Genomic DNA, 15,158 nt, shown 5'->3' with positions numbered 1-15,158 from the left:
GATGGAACTGGGAGTTTCGGGCTATGCGTCCAGAGGTTGCGTCGAGGCGATCAGGAAGGCCAGATCATCCCCGTCCAGCGAGGGCGCCAGGGTCTCGCGCACCCGCGCATGGTAGCCATCCAGCCAGGCTCGCTCGGCCGGGCTGAGCAGCGCGGGCTCGACCAGGTTGCGGTCGATCGGCGCCAGGGTGATCGTCTCGAAGCCCAGCATGTCGCGGTCGCCGCCGGCGATCGGCGCCGGCGGCGTGACCACGATCAGGTTCTCGATACGGATGCCATAGGCGCCGGTCTTGTAATAGCCGGGCTCGTTCGAAAGGATCATGCCGGGCTCCGGTGGCAGATGGCCTGCCTTGGAGATCCGCACCGGGCCTTCATGCACGGAGAGGAACGCGCCGACGCCATGGCCCGTGCCATGGTCGTAATCGAGGCCGGCCTGCCAGAGCGCGTGGCGCGCCAGCGTGTCGAGCTGGGCGCCGGTCGTGCCCTGCGGAAAGCGCGCCGTCGCCAGCGCGATATGTCCCTTGAGGACGCGCGTGAAGCGGTCGCGCATCTCCGCCGTCGGTGTGCCGATGGCGATGGTGCGGGTGATGTCCGTGGTGCCGTCGCGATATTGCGCGCCGGAATCGACCAGATACAGCGTTCCGCTTTCGAGCGGGCGATCCGTGCTCTCGTTGACCCGGTAGTGCACGATGGCGCCGTCCGGGCCGGCCCCGGAGATGGTGTCGAAGGAAATCTCCAGCAGCGGCATGTCATCCGCAGCGCCCGCTTCGGCCCGGAACCGCTCGAGCTTCCGGGCGACGCTGATTTCCGTTTCGCGGCCGTTGGCGCCGTTCTGATCCAGCCAGGCGAGGAAGCGGGTCATCGCCGCGCCGTCACGCCGGTGCGCGCGGCGGGTGCCTTCCAGTTCTACCGCGTTCTTGCGTGCTTTCGGCAGCACGACCGGATCGGCGCCCTCGACCAGAACGCCCTTGGCGTCGGTGAGCGTCTTGGCGAACAGAGCCGGGGTGGACTGCGGGTCGACCAGCACCCGCCGGCTTTCGGTGCCCAACTGGGCGAGATCGGTGAGGAAGGCGCGCTCTTCCTTGATGTCGGCCCGTTCGGAAAGCTGGTCGCGCACGGCGTTGGAAAGCTTGCGGCCATCGACATAAAGGATCGGCCGTTCGTCGCGGCGCAGCAGCGCATAGGACAGCACGACGGGGTTATGCGGCACGTCGGCGCCGCGGATGTTGAAGGTCCAGGCGATGGAATCGGATTGGGCGAGGATCGCGGCGTCGACATCCTTGTCGGCCAGGACCTCCTGCATCCGGCGGATCTTCGAGTCGGCCGTCTCGCCGGCCAGTTCATCCGGCTGCGGCATGACCTGCGACAAGGGCGGGAGAGGGCGGTCGGTCCAGATCGCATCAACAGGGTTTTCGTCGAGCGCCACGAAGGTCGCGCCCGCCCCCTGGCAGACCGCCTCGAAGCGCCGAGCTTCCGCAAGCGTCAGGAGGCGCGGGTCGTAGCCGATCCGGTCGCCCTTCGAGAGCTTGCCCTTCAGCCATTGGTGCGGCGGATGGCCGATCAGGTCTTCCGGGGTGAAATCGTCGACGTCGACCTGGTCGCGGACCTGAAGCGTGTAGCGGCCATCGACGAAGACGGCGGCCTCGCCGACGAGGACGACGGCGGCGCCGGCCGAGCCTGTGAAGCCCGTCAGCCAGGCGAGCCGTTCCGAGGCGGCGGGGATGTATTCGCCTTGATATTCATCGGCATGGGGGATGACCAGGCCCTGCAGCCCCGCGCGAGCAAGCTGGGCGCGCAGCGCGACCAGCCGGTCGTGGATCGGATGGGCGCGGCTGGGGGCGTCAAAATTCTGGAACATGCGCAGGGGCCTTCTCACGCGGGAACGATGGGGCGACCCTAGCGAGGCCCCTTGCCGACTGCAATTCCGTCACGCGCCGTGGTTGCGGCGCGGCGTGATTGCGGCAGCATCTTGTGCGTTGCAAAAACCGCATGTCTGTCATTCCGTTACAGCTGTACCTTCACGTCAGCGTGAGGGCTATAAGGGCGATGGTTAAGGGACGCATAGGGCGCCTCCACGCAAAGGAATTGATCATGTTGACTGCAGCATTTGGCGAGTTCGGCGTTGCCCCGGCTGGAAGCCGCGGCCATGGCGTCGTACGGCGCGCTGTGGCTCGCATGACCCATACGCGCGACCGGCAGATGCCGCGCTTCGTGAATGGCTACCAGCTCTCGCTCGACGACGCCTCGCTCGCCACCTTCGGCTATGACCGCGAGACCTTCGAGCGCGGCGCGATGGGCTCGGTCGTCTAATCGACCTCTGCCCCGACCGTCCTGAGCGGTCCTACTTTCGAAAATCCGCGACAGCCCGTCGCGGATTTTCTGCTTTTTGCGGGATGATTCCGCGAATTCCGAAGCCTATGGTCCAGCGATCACAACTTATGCTGGACATCATGCTTCAGGATCGAATTCGCCGTCCCTCGCTTCTCGACAAGGTCATGTCGCCGGCCGAGGCTGCACTGTTCATTCGCGACGGCATGACCGTCGGCATGAGCGGCTTCACCCGCGCGGGGGACGCCAAGGCCGTGCCGCTGGCACTGGCCGAGCGCGCCGCCACCGAGCCCTTCGGCATCACGCTGATCACCGGCGCGTCGCTCGGCAACGGCATCGACGAGGTCCTGACCCGCTCGCATGTGCTGAAGCGCCGCCTGCCGTTCCAGTCCGATCGGGTGCTGCGCGCCGCCCTGAACCGGGGCGAGGTGATGTTCATCGACCAGCATCTCTCCGAGACGGTAGAACTGCTGCGCTCGCGCCAGATGGGACCGATCGACGTAGCCGTGGTCGAGGCGGTGGCGATCACGCGCGAAGGCGGCATCATTCCGACGACCTCGGTCGGCAATTCCGCCACCTTCGCGATCCTCGCCGAAAAGGTGATCATCGAGCTGAATATCGGCCAGCCGGCCGAGCTCGAGGGCCTGCACGACATCTACATTCCGACCCGCCGTCCGCATCGCGAACCGATCCCGATCGTTTCGCCGGACAGCCGCGTCGGCCTGCCCTTCATCCAGATCGATCCGGACAAGATCGCCGCCATCGTGATTACCGAGCGGCAGGACAGCTCTGCCGAGACCACCGCGCCCGACGACGAGACGCGCGCGATCGCCGGCCATCTGATCGAGTTCCTGAGCCATGAAGTGCGCAAGGGCCGGCTGACCGAGACCCTGGCGCCGCTGCAGGCCGGCATCGGCTCGATCGCCAACGCCGTGCTGCACGGGCTGATCGACAGCCCGTTCCACGATTTCACCATGTATAGCGAGGTGCTGCAGGACAGCACGTTCGACCTGTTCGACTCCGGCAAGCTCGCCTTTGCCTCGGGCTCGTCCATGACGCTGTCGGCGGCCTGCCAGGCGCGGGTGATGCCGGATCTGCGCCACTACAAGAGCCGGCTTGTGCTGCGGCCGCAGGAGGTCTCGAACCATCCGGAGGTGTTGCGGCGCCTTGGCGTCATCGCCATCAATACCGCGCTCGAATGCGACATCTACGGCAATGTGAACTCGACGCATGTCGGCGGCACGCACATGATGAACGGTATTGGCGGCTCCGGCGATTTCGCCCGCAACGCCTATATGGGAATCTTCGTCACCAAGTCGCTGGCCAAGGATGGCTCGATCTCGCGCATCGTGCCGATGGTGCCGCATGTCGACCACAACGAGCATGACGTCGACGTGGTGGTGACCGAGATCGGCCTGGCCGATTTGCGCGGCCTCGCCCCGCGCGAGCGGGCCGGGGTGATCATCGCCAACTGCATCCACCCGAGCTACCGCGAGCTGGCGGCCGACTATTATCGCCGCGCCGTCCGCGACCATGGCGGCCAGACCCCGCATTTGCTGGCCGAGGCCTATTCATGGCACCTGCGCCAGGAAGCGACCGGCTCGATGTTGCCTTAGGGGCTGCAAGACCCTCATCCCAGTCCGCTCCCGCAAGCGGGCGAGGGGGGGCGCCGTACGGTGTCCCATAGTCCGGCGTCATCCCGGGCGGAGACCCGGGATCCATTCAGCCGGGCTTTCGGGAGGTTCGTCCGTATAAGCCCCCGGCTGCATGGATCCTCGCTTTCGCGAGGATGACGGCGAGTTTGGGGTGGGCGCAGAGCCACGTCGCTGGTTTGCGCCCCCTGCCGCCCCTACCGCTCCAGCGTGAGGGTCAGCCAGCCTTCCTGTTCACCCTGGCGCACCAGCTTCAGGCCCTCTGCCTCATACGCGGCGGTGACGCCGGGGCCCTGCGCCACCAGCAGGCCTGACAGCACCACGGTCGCCTGCGGCGCCAGATGCTGGACGATTTCCGGCGCCAGCGCGATCAGCGGACCGGCGAGAATGTTGGCGACCACCAGGTCGAACGGCGCGCGCGCCGCCATCACCGGATTGCCGAAGCCCTCGGCCGTCGCCGCGTCGATCTTGTCGCCGACGCCGTTCAGCGCGGCATTCTCGGCCGTGACGCGGGTGGCGATCGGGTCGATGTCGGTGGCGAGCACCGGCTTCTCCCAGGCCTTGGCGATGGCGATGGCGAGCACGCCCGTGCCGGTGCCGAGATCGAGAATGCTCTTGTAGTCGTGCATCTTGCCGAGCCGGTCGATCTCTTCCAGGCATCCGGCCGTCGTGCCGTGATGCCCGGTGCCGAAGGCCTCGCCCGCCTCGATCTCGATGGCGATGTCGCCGGGCTGGATCTTGTCGCGATCGTGGCTGCCATGGACGAGGAAGCGGCCGGCGCGGACCGGCTTCAGGCCTTCGAGCGACTTAGCGACCCAGTCCTCGTCCGGCAACTCGGCGACGGTGAAGGCGCCGGCGTCCGGTCCGAGCGCCTGGGCGACGACGCGAGCCAGCGCCGCTTCATCCGGGGCCTCCTCGAAATAGACGTCGACGGTCCAGCTCTGGTCGGCCTGTTCCGTGGTGGCGGCCGAGGGGTAGCCCAGGTCGTCATCCTCGCCGATCGCCTCGATGAGACGGATCGCGTCGGATTCCTTGGCGAGGTTGAGGGAGGCGATGAGGGTCAAGTTGGCGAACCTTGTCTGGCGGTGGCGGAGATGCTTCATAACCGCACCGGGATCGAATGGGTGCATGCTTCATGGCCGAAACCGAAATCCGCGTCGATCCTTTTCCGACGCATTCTGATCTCGACCGGCTGTGGCAGGTCGCCTGGGGACAGCCCGGTCCGGGCGATCCGGGGGCGATCCTGTCGCGCAGCCTGGTCCACCTCGGCGCGTATTCGGCCGCGCGACTGGTCGGCTTCGTCAATGTCGCCTGGGATGGCGGCGTCCACGCTTTCCTGCTCGACCCCTGCGTCGATCCCAGCTTCCGACGGCTCGGGATCGGCACGAAGCTGGTACGCCGCGCGGCAGATCTGGCGCGAGAACGCGGCGCCCTCTGGCTGCATGTCGACTTCGAACCGCATCTCGCCGGCTTTTACCGCGCGTGCGGCTTCCGCCCGACGCAGGCCGGGCTGATGCGGCTCGTTGCCGGCGTGTAGAGCAAGGCGAATTTCGGCCGGAGCTGGCATTCACCTCTCCCTCAGGGAGAGGTGAGGAACGGCAGCGAACCTCCAGCCCGATGTCGCGCCCTAACCCTTGCTCACGAAGCTGTCGACCACCTTCTTGGCACCGGTCTTCTCGAAATCCACCGTCAGCTTGTTGCCTTCGATCTCGATGATCGCGCCGTAGCCGAACTTCTGATGGAAGACGCGCTCGCCAAGCTTGTATTTCGAATTCGAGCCGCTCGATTTCGCCACCAGTTCGCCCTCGATCTGGCGGGGGGCGGAGCGGGCATGCGCCTGGGCGGAGCTCTTGTTCGCCTGGGCGCGCTGCCAGCCGGGCGTCGAATAGGTGTTGCTGAACGAGTCGGCGCGGTCGAAGCGGCTGGCGCCGTAATTGCCGACGCCGCCGACATTGTAGCCGCCATAGCTCGACGTCTGCTCGATCACCTCGACATGCTTCTCCGGCAGTTCGTCGAGGAAGCGCGACGGCACGTTGGACTGCCAGAGGCCATGGATGCGGCGGTTGGACGAGAACCAGATCATCGCCCGCTGCTTGGCGCGGGTGATGCCGACATAGGCGAGGCGGCGTTCCTCCTCGAGGCCGGCGCGGCCGCTTTCATCCAGTGCGCGCTGGTGCGGGAACAGGCCTTCCTCCCAGCCGGGCAGGAACACGGTCTCGAATTCCAGCCCCTTGGCGGAATGCAGCGTCATGATCGAGACGGCGTCCTGGTTCTCGGCGCGGTCGGTGTCGGTGACGAGGGCAATGTGCTCGAGGAAGCCGGGGAGGGATTCGAACTCCTCCATCGAGCGGATCAGTTCCTTCAGGTTTTCCAGACGCCCCGGCGCATCGGCCGAGCGGTCCTGCTGCCACATCTCGGTGTAGCCGCTCTCCTCCAGGATCATCTCCGCCAGCTCGCCATGCTTCATGGCGGCGAGCTTCGAGCGCCAGAGCTCGAACGAGGCCAGCAATTCGCGCAGCGCGCCGCGCGTCTTCGGCTTGATCTCCTCGGTATGCACCAGTTCATCGGCCGCCTGGATGATCGGGATCTGGCGCGCGCGGGCGTGGTCGTAGAGCAGGCGAACGGTGGTGTCGCCGATGCCGCGCTTCGGCACGTTGACGATGCGCTCGAAGGCGAGGTCGTCGGACGGCTGCACGACGACGCGGAAATAGGCGAGGGCATCGCGGATTTCCTGCCGCTCGTAGAAGCGCGGGCCGCCGATGACGCGATAGTTCAGGCCGAGCGTGACGAAACGGTCTTCGAACGAGCGCATCTGGAACGAGGCGCGGACCAGAATCGCCATGTCGTTGAGCTTGTGGCCCTGGCGCTGCAGTGCCTCGATCTCCTCGCCGACGGCGCGGGCTTCCTCTTCCGAATCCCACGAAGAAGCGACGCGGACGCGGGCGGCGTCGGGATCGACGGCGTCGGTGAACAGCGTCTTGCCGAGCCGGCCTTCATTGTGGGTGATCAGATGCGAGGCGGCGCCGAGGATGTGCGAGGTCGAGCGGTAATTGCGCTCGAGCTTGATGACCACGGCGCCGGGAAAATCCTTTTCGAAGCGCAGGATGTTGTCGACCTCGGCGCCACGCCAGCCATAGATCGACTGGTCGTCGTCGCCGACGCAGCAGATGTTCTTGCGACCCTGGGCCAGCAGGCGCAGCCAGAGATACTGCGCGACATTGGTATCCTGATACTCGTCGACCAGCATGTAGTGGAAGCGCTGGTGATAATCCTTGAGCACGTCGGGATGCTCGCGGAACAGGCGCAGGTTCTCCAGCAGCAGATCGCCGAAATCGCAGGCGTTCAGCATCTTCAGCCGGTCCTGATAGGCCTGGTACAGCTTGATGCCCCGGCCATCGGCGAACGAGCCGCCATCGCCGGGCGGCACGTCCTTCGGCGACAGGCCGCGATTCTTCCAGCTGTCGATCAGGTTGGCGAGCTGGCGTGCCGGCCAGCGCTTCTCGTCGATGCCCTCGGCCTGGATCACCTGCTTCATCAGGCGGATCTGGTCGTCGGTGTCGAGGATGGTGAAATCCGAACGCAGCCCGACCAGCTCGGCATGCCGGCGCAGGATCTTGACGCCGATGGCGTGGAAGGTGCCGAGCCAGTTCATGCCCTCGACCGAGGGGCCGATCAGTTCGCCGATGCGGTGGCGCATCTCGCGCGCCGCCTTGTTGGTGAAGGTCACCGCCAGGATCTGGCTCGGGAACGCCTTCTGGGTGGCGAGCAGATGCGCGATGCGGGTGGTGAGCACGCGCGTCTTGCCCGTGCCGGCGCCGGCGAGCACCAGAACCGGTCCCTCCGTCGTCTCGACAGCCTGGCGCTGCTCGGGATTGAGGCGCGCGAGATAGTCGGGCGGCGCCGCCTTGCCGAGCGCGCGCGCAGCAATGCCGCCTGGGCGCGGGACGGGCGCGGAACTGTCGAAGGGAGCGGTCATGTGCGGGGCGGTCGATTCGAAGAACTGTACATGAGAACAAATATGGACCGTGGCAGCCGGGCATTCCAGCTTTCGTACAGAAGGAGAACGCGCCTGTCCAAGCGCGTGGCCGTCTTTTTCTGCCTCGGCGCGGTTTGCGGGGGCGGCATGGGCGCGCTACCTATGGGCAAGAGAAACAGGAGTGCGACCCATGCAAGCGGCCATTTACGAGCGTTTCGGCGACCCGACCGAGGTTCTGATGACCGGCGAGCGGCCGACTCCGGAGCCCGGCCCCGGCGAGATCCGGGTCCGCATGACGCTGTCGCCCATTCACAACCACGATCTCTGGACCATTCGCGGCACCTATGGCTACAAGCCGGTCCTGCCGGCGATCGGCGGTAGCGAGGCGGTTGGCGTCGTCGAAGCGCAGGGCGCGGACGTGACGGTGCCGGCGATCGGCCAGCGCGTCGTGGTTGCCGGCGTTCTGGGCGCATGGTCGGGGAGCTTCCTCGCCAAGGCAGCCTCGGCCGTGCCGCTGCCGGACGCGATCGACGACGATACGGGCTGCCAGCTGATCGCCATGCCGCTGAGTTCGCTGATGCTGCTCGAGGACCTGCAGATCGGCAGCGGCCAGTGGATGATCCAGAACGCCGCCAATGGCGCGGTCGGCAAGATCGTCGCCATGCTGGCCAAGGCGCGCGGGATCAAGGTCGTGGGGCTGGTCCGGCGCGATCAGGGGATTGCCGAGCTGGCGGCGCTTGGCATCGAGAATGTCGTCTCGACGGAAAGCGCGGGCTGGGAGGATCGCGTCAGGGCGCTGGTCGGCGACGAGCCGATCCTGCGGGCCGTCGATTCCGTCGGCGGCGAGGAGGGCGGACGACTGACCAGCCTCCTGGCCGAGGGCGGCATGTTGATGTCCTTCGGCGCGATGTCGAACAAGCCGCTGGTGATCAGCTCCGGCGATCTCATCTTCCGGCAGGTCTCCGTGAAGGGGTTCTGGGGCGCGCGGCGGATGCAGTCGACCGACAAGGTCGAATTGGGTCGCCTGATCGGTGAACTGGTCCGGCTGGCGGCCTCCGGCGATCTTCGGCTGACCGTCGATGAGAGATTCGCACTGACGGATGCGGCCGCGGCCGCCGCTGCCAGCGACCGGCCCGGCCGCTCGGGCAAGATCGCCATCCGCGGTTCGGTGTGACGAACCGGCTGGTAGGCTAATCCGAGCCGGGCCGCGACACGGTGTGAAACGGTCGATTCTCGCGCCGGGCACGGCGCGAAAGCGGCAGGAAGTCTTTGGCGTCGCAGCATGGTTTTGCTAGGTTGCGCGCACCATGGCGAGCGAGCCATGAAATCGTTCGGGAGGCTTTTCAGTATGGTAGTTTCGGCGCTGCGCCATGATGATGCGCGTGACGAGGTGGCTCTGGCCACGGCGCTCAATTCTCTGCAGGAGCGCTTCGGCCCGCGCTTCACGCGCGGGCTCGAGGTTCGGCGTCAGCATGCGAACACGACGACGTGGCTCCCGAACGAGCCGGCCGATGCAGTGGTGTTCGCGACGTCGACGGAAGAAGTCTCCGAGATCGTGAAGATCTGCGCCGCGCACCGCGTGCCGATCATCCCCTTCGGCACCGGTACCTCGCTGGAGGGCCACGTCAACGCGCCGTTCGGCGGCGTTTCGATCGACCTGTCGCAGATGAACAAGATCGTCGCGGTTCATTCCGAGGATCTCGACTGCACGGTCGAGGCGGGTGTCACGCGCATCCAGCTCAACAACTACATCCGCGACCAGGGCCTGTTCTTCCCGATCGATCCCGGCGCCGACGCCAGCCTGGGCGGCATGGCGGCGACGCGCGCATCGGGCACCAATGCCGTGCGCTACGGCACGATGCGCGAGAATGTCGTTCGTCTGACCGCCGTGATGGCCGATGGCTCGATCGTGCGCACCGGCAGCCGCGCCAAGAAGAGTTCGGCCGGCTACGACCTGACCCGTCTGCTGGTCGGTTCGGAAGGCACGCTCGGCATCATCACCGAGGTGACGGTGCGCCTGCACGGCCTGCCGGAATCGGTCGCTGCCGGTGTCTGCTCGTTCCCGACCGTCGAGGACGCCTGCAACGCGGCGATCCTGACGATCCAGAGCGGCATCCCGATCGCCCGAGTCGAGCTGGGCGACGCCATGATGATCCGCGCCACCAACGAATTCGCCAAGCTCGGCCTGCCCGAGACGCCGCATCTGTTCCTGGAGTTCCACGGCTCGCCGGCCTCGGTGCTCGAACAGTCGGAGCAGTTCGCGGCGATCGCGCAGGAATTCAACGGCGGCGAGTTCGCTTCGGCGACGCGTCCCGAGGACCGCACCAAGCTTTGGCAGGCGCGGCACGATTCCTATTTCGCCGTGAAGGGGCTTCGCCCCGGAGACAGCATCCAGAGCGTGTCCACGGATGTCTGCGTGCCGATCTCGATGCTGGCAGAATGCGTCGCCGAGACCAGCGCCGATATCGCGGCCAATGGCCTGATCGGACCGGTCGTGGGGCATGTCGGCGATGGCAATTTCCACACCCAGCTGCTGATCGACGTCACCAATCCGGAGGAGATCGCGAAGGCGGAGGCGGTGATCAGCCGGATGAACGAGCGGGCGATCGCGCTCGACGGCACCTGCACCGGCGAACATGGCGTGGGGCAGGGCAAGCGCAAATATCTCATCAAGGAGCATGGCCACGGTCTCGACATCATGCGAGTGATCAAGGCGGCGCTGGATCCGCTCGGGATTCTCAATCCGGGCAAGATCCTGCCCGACGCGTGATCGTCCCGACGCATGACGCGGCATAGCGGAGGTTGAGCTGAACAGGCTGTATCTGATCGTCGGGGGCCTCATCATCGCCGTTCTCGTATCGGCGCTGGTGATCCCTTGGTTCGTGGACTGGAATGCCTTTCGCTCGACCTTCGAGCGCGAGGCGGAGAAGATCCTTGGCCAGCCGGTGACCGTCGCAGGCACCGCCGATGCGTCGCTGCTGCCGATGCCTTCGCTTGTCTTCACCGATGTGCGGGTCGGGGGCTCCCCCGACCAGCCGATGATGAAGATCGATCGGTTCGCCGTCCGTATCGAACTGATCCCGCTGATCACCGGTACGTTCAAGGTCGTAGACATGGCGATCACCCGACCGCGCCTCCAGGTTACGGTCGGCGCCGATGGCACGCCCGACTGGCTGCGCCGCTCGGAGGCGTCCAAGACGCTCGATCCCGATGCCGTGACGCTGGAAAAGGTCGATATTTCAGACGGTTCCATCGACTACCGCGATCTGCGCACCGGTCGATCGGTGTCTTTGACCGCGATCAACGCTGCCGTCGATGCGCGTTCGCTGCTCGGACCGTGGAAGGTCGAGGGCGGCCTTGTCGCCAATGGCGTCCCTTCCACCTTCCGGATCGCGACCGGCCGGCGCGACGAGGATCGCACGATCCGCGTCAAGCTGGAGGCCAACCCGGCCAATTTGCCGATTGCCGTCTCTGCGGAAGGTCCGCTCGGACTGGACGAGAAGGGCCTGACCTGGGCCGGCAATTTCACGCTGGCCCATGTCGAGGATGATGACGGCACACCCGCGGGCAGGAGGCCGTCGCTTGGATGGCGGGCGTCCGGCAGCTACGACCTTCGTCCGGAACAACTGCGCTTTCCTGCCTTCACGCTGTCCCAGGGGCCGGCGGACCGGCCCTACAGCCTGACGGGAGCGGCCTCCGTCGATCTCGGCAAGGCCATGCGCTTCGACGCCGTGCTGAAAGCGCGCCAACTCGACCTGGATCGCTCGATCGGCAAGGGGCCGAACGAGCCGGCCAGCGTCGATCTGGCCTCGCAGGCGATCGTGGCGGGACTTGCCGAGATTCCGGTGCCGACCATTCCCGGCCGGGTCGGTTTCGATATCCCGGGCATCGTCATCGGGGGATCGGTGATCCAGAACCTGCGTTTCGATGCGGTCACGGCCGAGAAGGGGTGGAAGATCGAGGAACTGGGCGCGGACCTGCCGGGCCGTACCCGCCTGGCGGCGGACGGCGTCATCACGACGTCGCCCAAGGCCATGTTTGACGGCGCGGTGCGGCTGGTCTCGGACCAGCCCTCGACCTTTGCCGCCTGGTGGCGCGGCGGCAAGGTCGCGGCGATGCAGCAGCTTCGCGCCTTCGAGATGGACGGCCAGTTGCATCTGGCGCCCGGTTCGTTCGGCGTGTCCGGCATGACGGCACAGATGCGGAACTCGGACCTGCGCGGCAGCCTTGCCTGGCAGCAGGCGTCGTCGACGGGCCGGCGCCATCTCGCCGTCGACCTGATGGCGGGCCGGCTCGACTACAACCAGCTCGCCGCGCTGGCCGAACTGTTCGTGGGCCAGAGGCTCGACGTCACCGGTGCCCTGGCCGATGATTTCCAGATCAAGCTGGCGACCGAATCCCTCGATATCGACGATGTGACGCTCGAGAAGGTCGTTGTCGATGGCAGCGTTTCCAACGGCGTGCTGGCGGCCAGGAAGCTTTCGATCGGTAATGTCGCGGGCGCGGCGATTACCGCCAGCGGCAGGGTCGCGGATCTCGCCGGCGCTCCGAACGGCCAGCTCTCCGTCTCGATCGACGCGTCGGACCTTACCGGCGCCTCGACACTGGTCGAGCGGCTGCTGCCGGCAACCGGCATCGCGGCCTGGTTCAAGGAAGCCGCGCCTCTGCTTGGACCGGCGATTCTCGATTCCGTCATCAGCGCCCGGGCGCAGGATGGCATCACCCATGCCAATCTGACCGTGAACGGCACGGCTGGCGGCACCGCGATCGACATGGCGCTCGGCTTCAAGGGAACGCCGGCGGCATGGCGCGATGGCGAACTCAAGGTTTCGGCCGCCGTGGACAGTGCCGATGCCGGGCACCTGCTGCGACAGTTCGGCTATCCGGCGTTCCCGCTCGACAAGCCCGGCCGGGCGCGGATCGCGGCGGAGACCGTCGACGGAGGCGGAACCCTCGCTGGCGGTGTCGCCACCACGATCAGCGGCGAGTTCGCTGGTGTCACCTATGCGAGCGAGGGCAAGATCGGCGTCGACGATTCCGGTCTGCCGAGCTTCCAGGGCACGGTCACGACCAGCAGCCGCGACGCGGCGCCCGCCCTGGCGCTGGCCGGGCTGGCTCTTCCCGGCATCGCCGGGAAACTGCCGCTGGAGGCGGCGACGTCGCTCGACATCAAGGATGGCACCGCCACGCTTTCCTTCCGCGACGCCCGCCTTGGCGATGCCTATTCCAGCGGCATGATCGACTTCGGCCGTGAGGCCGGCCGGTGGAAACTGAAGGGCGATGTCGCGGTGGACGAGGCGGATCTGGCGCTGGTTACGGCGCTCGGTCTCGGCCTGCCGCCCGACCTGCTCGGCAGCACGGAAAGCGTCTGGTCGAAGACCACCTTCGGACGTCCGGTGATCGACGGTTTTGATGCCATCTTCCGGCTATCCGCCGACCGGCTTTCGATCAGCGACAATCTGGCGGTCACCAATGCCGCCGTCGAATCGAGCTTTTCCGGCGACCGGACGGAGATCCGCCTGACGAACGGCGATTTCGCCGGCGGCAAGGCGACCGGCTCGCTGTCGATCATCAATCCGGAAGGCGACGCGGCCATCTCCGGGCAGCTTTCGGTCAAGGGCGCGACGCTCGCCGACATCGTCTGGCAGCGTGACGGTCGGTCTGTCGCCGAGGGCACGTTCGACTTTTCCGGCCAGTTCGAAGGCAGCGGTCGCTCGGCCTCGGGCGTCGTATCCTCGCTCTCGGGCGGCGGCTCGCTGTCGATCGGGGAAGGCTCGGCCCGTTTCGTCAATCCGGAAGCCTTCGGCGCCGTGATCCGCGCCTCGAATGCCGGCCGTGAGATCGGCGAGGCGGAACTGCGCAAGCTGTTCGCAGGCTACCTCGACGCCGGCACGCTGGCCTTCGAGCGTGTCGAGGGCGCGTTCTCGATCGCCGCCGGCACGATCCGCGCGCAGAATCTCAACGTCGTCAGCAAGAGCGCGACGATGGTGGGCGGCGCGACCATCGACCTGAACGCCGACACGATCGACAGCCAGTGGACGCTCACCATCGATCCCGGCGAGGATCGGGTGAGCGGCGCGATCCCGCAGGTGGGGCTCGTCTTCTCCGGCCCGCTGGATGCGCCGACGCGTCGCATCGATGTGGCGCCGCTCGCCGGCTTCCTGTCCGTGCGGGCCTTCGAACGCGAGGTCGAGCGGATCGAGAAGCTGCAGGCCGAGATCCTGGAGAAGGAAAAACTCAACCGGCTGGTGCGCTTTGCCCGCGAGGACGATCAGCGCCGGTCGGATGCTGCCCGCAAGGCGGAGGAAGCCCGGCAGGCCGCCGAGGCGGCCGCCAAGCAGGCTGCGGAGAAGGCCGCGGCGGAGGCCGCCGCCGCCAAGAAGGCCGCCGAGGCCGCGCGCAAGGCGGAGGCGCAACGCCAGGAGCGCGCCCGTCGTGCCGCCGAGGCCGAACAGCGCCAGCAGCTCGATTTCACCAACGGGATCGAATCCCTGCTGCGCGACGTTCCGCCGACGCCGCCGAGCCGCGCCGTGCCGCCGGCCGATTCCGGCGCGCCGATGCGGCTGACGCCGCCCGAATCTATTCCGAACTGACGGGCGCTCGGCCTGCCGCCGTCACGGCCTCCAGTCGGGCCTGATACCAGGCGAGCACGGCGAGGCGGATGGCGGAGGAGAGGTTGGTCTGGGCCGGGCGTTCGCCGTCAATGGCGGCGATCAGGCCGGCCAGGCTCTGGCCGCGCTCCGAGGCAAGCCCGCGCAACGCCTGCCAGAACGGTTCCTCGATCGATATCGAGGTCTGGTGGCCGGCAATCGAAACCGAACGCTTCTTCATGCCGGGGTGGGATCTTCCTCGTCGTCGCGGCGATGGTTGTCGACATGATGCCGGGCCTTTTCGGCCGAGATCCTGTCCAGCGCCTTCTGGGCGCGGGTGCGGCCGAAGCGGACGCGGTTCTCCTCGGCGGTCGCAGCCCTTTCGGCGCGGGCCTTTTCCTTGCGGAAGCGGTTCAGGTTGATGATTTCTGCCGTCATGCTCGATCTCCCCGATGGCCGCCCAGGCGGCCTTGATCCGATGCGGTTATTGCAGAAGGGGGGCGAATTCCAGGAAAAGCCCCTCGGGCACCGGTGGGCCTGGGCCAGGACAACACATCGAGATTGCCAGGCCGCAGTCAACGATACGCCAGTCCAAGCCTGGCTCATTCGATCG

At 66.8% G+C, this 15,158-nt stretch carries 11 protein-coding genes; 6 read left to right on the top strand and 5 right to left on the bottom strand.

Annotated features, from left to right (window positions below; genetic code table 11):
- Positions 1–21: 21 nt before the first annotated feature.
- Positions 22–1,857, bottom strand: coding sequence for an aminopeptidase P family protein (locus OSH10_RS00770; RefSeq protein ID WP_266329539.1), 1,836 nt, complete (start codon positions 1,855–1,857; stop codon positions 22–24).
- Positions 1,858–2,090: 233 nt separating this feature from the next.
- Here OSH10_RS00770 and OSH10_RS00765 point away from each other — a divergent pair, with 233 nt between their 5' ends.
- A complete protein-coding gene (locus OSH10_RS00765; protein WP_266329538.1) occupies positions 2,091–2,309 on the top strand; it encodes a hypothetical protein in 219 nt (72 codons plus the stop codon).
- Positions 2,310–2,449: 140 nt separating this feature from the next.
- A complete protein-coding gene (locus OSH10_RS00760) occupies positions 2,450–3,943 on the top strand; it encodes an acetyl-CoA hydrolase/transferase family protein (protein WP_266330347.1) in 1,494 nt (497 codons plus the stop codon).
- Positions 3,944–4,176: 233 nt separating this feature from the next.
- Here the strand turns inward: OSH10_RS00760 and OSH10_RS00755 are convergent, their stop codons facing one another.
- The gene (locus OSH10_RS00755) at positions 4,177–5,082 is read right to left on the bottom strand and encodes a 50S ribosomal protein L11 methyltransferase (protein WP_407660644.1); all 906 of its coding nucleotides are present in this window, start codon (positions 5,080–5,082) and stop codon (positions 4,177–4,179) included.
- A 32-nt stretch (positions 5,083–5,114) separates the two neighbouring features.
- On the opposite strand from OSH10_RS00755, the gene OSH10_RS00750 reads away from it, so the two are divergent.
- Positions 5,115–5,516 carry a GNAT family N-acetyltransferase gene (locus OSH10_RS00750; protein WP_266329535.1) on the top strand — a complete coding sequence of 134 codons (402 nt, stop codon included), beginning with the start codon at positions 5,115–5,117 and terminating at the stop codon, positions 5,514–5,516.
- Between the two features lie 90 nt (positions 5,517–5,606).
- Here OSH10_RS00750 and OSH10_RS00745 read toward each other — a convergent pair whose 3' ends face one another.
- Entirely contained in the window at positions 5,607–7,955 is a 2,349-nt protein-coding gene (locus tag OSH10_RS00745; RefSeq protein WP_266329534.1) for an ATP-dependent helicase, read from the bottom strand.
- A 190-nt stretch (positions 7,956–8,145) separates the two neighbouring features.
- Here OSH10_RS00745 and OSH10_RS00740 point away from each other — a divergent pair, with 190 nt between their 5' ends.
- The 3 genes from OSH10_RS00740 to OSH10_RS00730 all read left to right on the top strand — a co-directional run bounded on the left by OSH10_RS00740 (position 8,146) and on the right by OSH10_RS00730 (position 14,548).
- Complete coding sequence (locus tag OSH10_RS00740) at positions 8,146–9,129, top strand: zinc-binding dehydrogenase (protein ID WP_266329533.1); 984 nt, start codon at positions 8,146–8,148, stop codon at positions 9,127–9,129.
- A gap of 174 nt (positions 9,130–9,303) precedes the next feature.
- A complete protein-coding gene (locus OSH10_RS00735; protein ID WP_266329532.1) occupies positions 9,304–10,725 on the top strand; it encodes an FAD-binding oxidoreductase in 1,422 nt (473 codons plus the stop codon).
- A gap of 22 nt (positions 10,726–10,747) precedes the next feature.
- A complete protein-coding gene (locus OSH10_RS00730; RefSeq protein WP_323181549.1) occupies positions 10,748–14,548 on the top strand; it encodes an AsmA family protein in 3,801 nt (1,266 codons plus the stop codon).
- On the opposite strand, the gene OSH10_RS00725 is transcribed toward OSH10_RS00730, so the two are convergent.
- Together OSH10_RS00725 and OSH10_RS00720 are read right to left on the bottom strand one after the other, a co-directional pair.
- Positions 14,535–14,786, bottom strand: coding sequence for a ribbon-helix-helix domain-containing protein (locus OSH10_RS00725; RefSeq protein WP_266329531.1), 252 nt, complete (start codon positions 14,784–14,786; stop codon positions 14,535–14,537). The two genes, OSH10_RS00730 and OSH10_RS00725, sit on opposite strands and share 14 nt — an antisense overlap.
- On the bottom strand, positions 14,783–14,983 hold the full coding sequence (locus tag OSH10_RS00720; protein ID WP_266329530.1) for a DUF4169 family protein: 201 nt from the start codon (positions 14,981–14,983) through the stop codon (positions 14,783–14,785). The genes OSH10_RS00725 and OSH10_RS00720 overlap by 4 nt, the downstream gene beginning before the upstream one ends.
- Positions 14,984–15,158 lie beyond the last annotated feature (175 nt).

Source organism: Kaistia defluvii (assembly GCF_026343955.1).
Classification (GTDB): Bacteria; Pseudomonadota; Alphaproteobacteria; order Rhizobiales; family Kaistiaceae; genus Kaistia; species Kaistia defluvii.
This window is presented reverse-complemented; position numbering and strand designations above follow the sequence as displayed.

What these genes read in the sequence shown, in the direction of transcription:
- OSH10_RS00770 (WP_266329539.1), bottom strand. Translation starts at nt 1,857, where the DNA reads ATGTTCCAGAATTTTGACGCCCCCAGCCGCGCCCATCCGATCCACGAC.
- OSH10_RS00765 (WP_266329538.1), top strand. Translation starts at nt 2,091, where the DNA reads ATGTTGACTGCAGCATTTGGCGAGTTCGGCGTTGCCCCGGCTGGAAGC.
- OSH10_RS00760 (WP_266330347.1), top strand. Translation starts at nt 2,450, where the DNA reads ATGCTTCAGGATCGAATTCGCCGTCCCTCGCTTCTCGACAAGGTCATG.
- OSH10_RS00755 (WP_407660644.1), bottom strand. Translation starts at nt 5,082, where the DNA reads ATGAAGCATCTCCGCCACCGCCAGACAAGGTTCGCCAACTTGACCCTC.
- OSH10_RS00750 (WP_266329535.1), top strand. Translation starts at nt 5,115, where the DNA reads ATGGCCGAAACCGAAATCCGCGTCGATCCTTTTCCGACGCATTCTGAT.
- OSH10_RS00745 (WP_266329534.1), bottom strand. Translation starts at nt 7,955, where the DNA reads ATGACCGCTCCCTTCGACAGTTCCGCGCCCGTCCCGCGCCCAGGCGGC.
- OSH10_RS00740 (WP_266329533.1), top strand. Translation starts at nt 8,146, where the DNA reads ATGCAAGCGGCCATTTACGAGCGTTTCGGCGACCCGACCGAGGTTCTG.
- OSH10_RS00735 (WP_266329532.1), top strand. Translation starts at nt 9,304, where the DNA reads ATGGTAGTTTCGGCGCTGCGCCATGATGATGCGCGTGACGAGGTGGCT.
- OSH10_RS00725 (WP_266329531.1), bottom strand. Translation starts at nt 14,786, where the DNA reads ATGAAGAAGCGTTCGGTTTCGATTGCCGGCCACCAGACCTCGATATCG.
- OSH10_RS00720 (WP_266329530.1), bottom strand. Translation starts at nt 14,983, where the DNA reads ATGACGGCAGAAATCATCAACCTGAACCGCTTCCGCAAGGAAAAGGCC.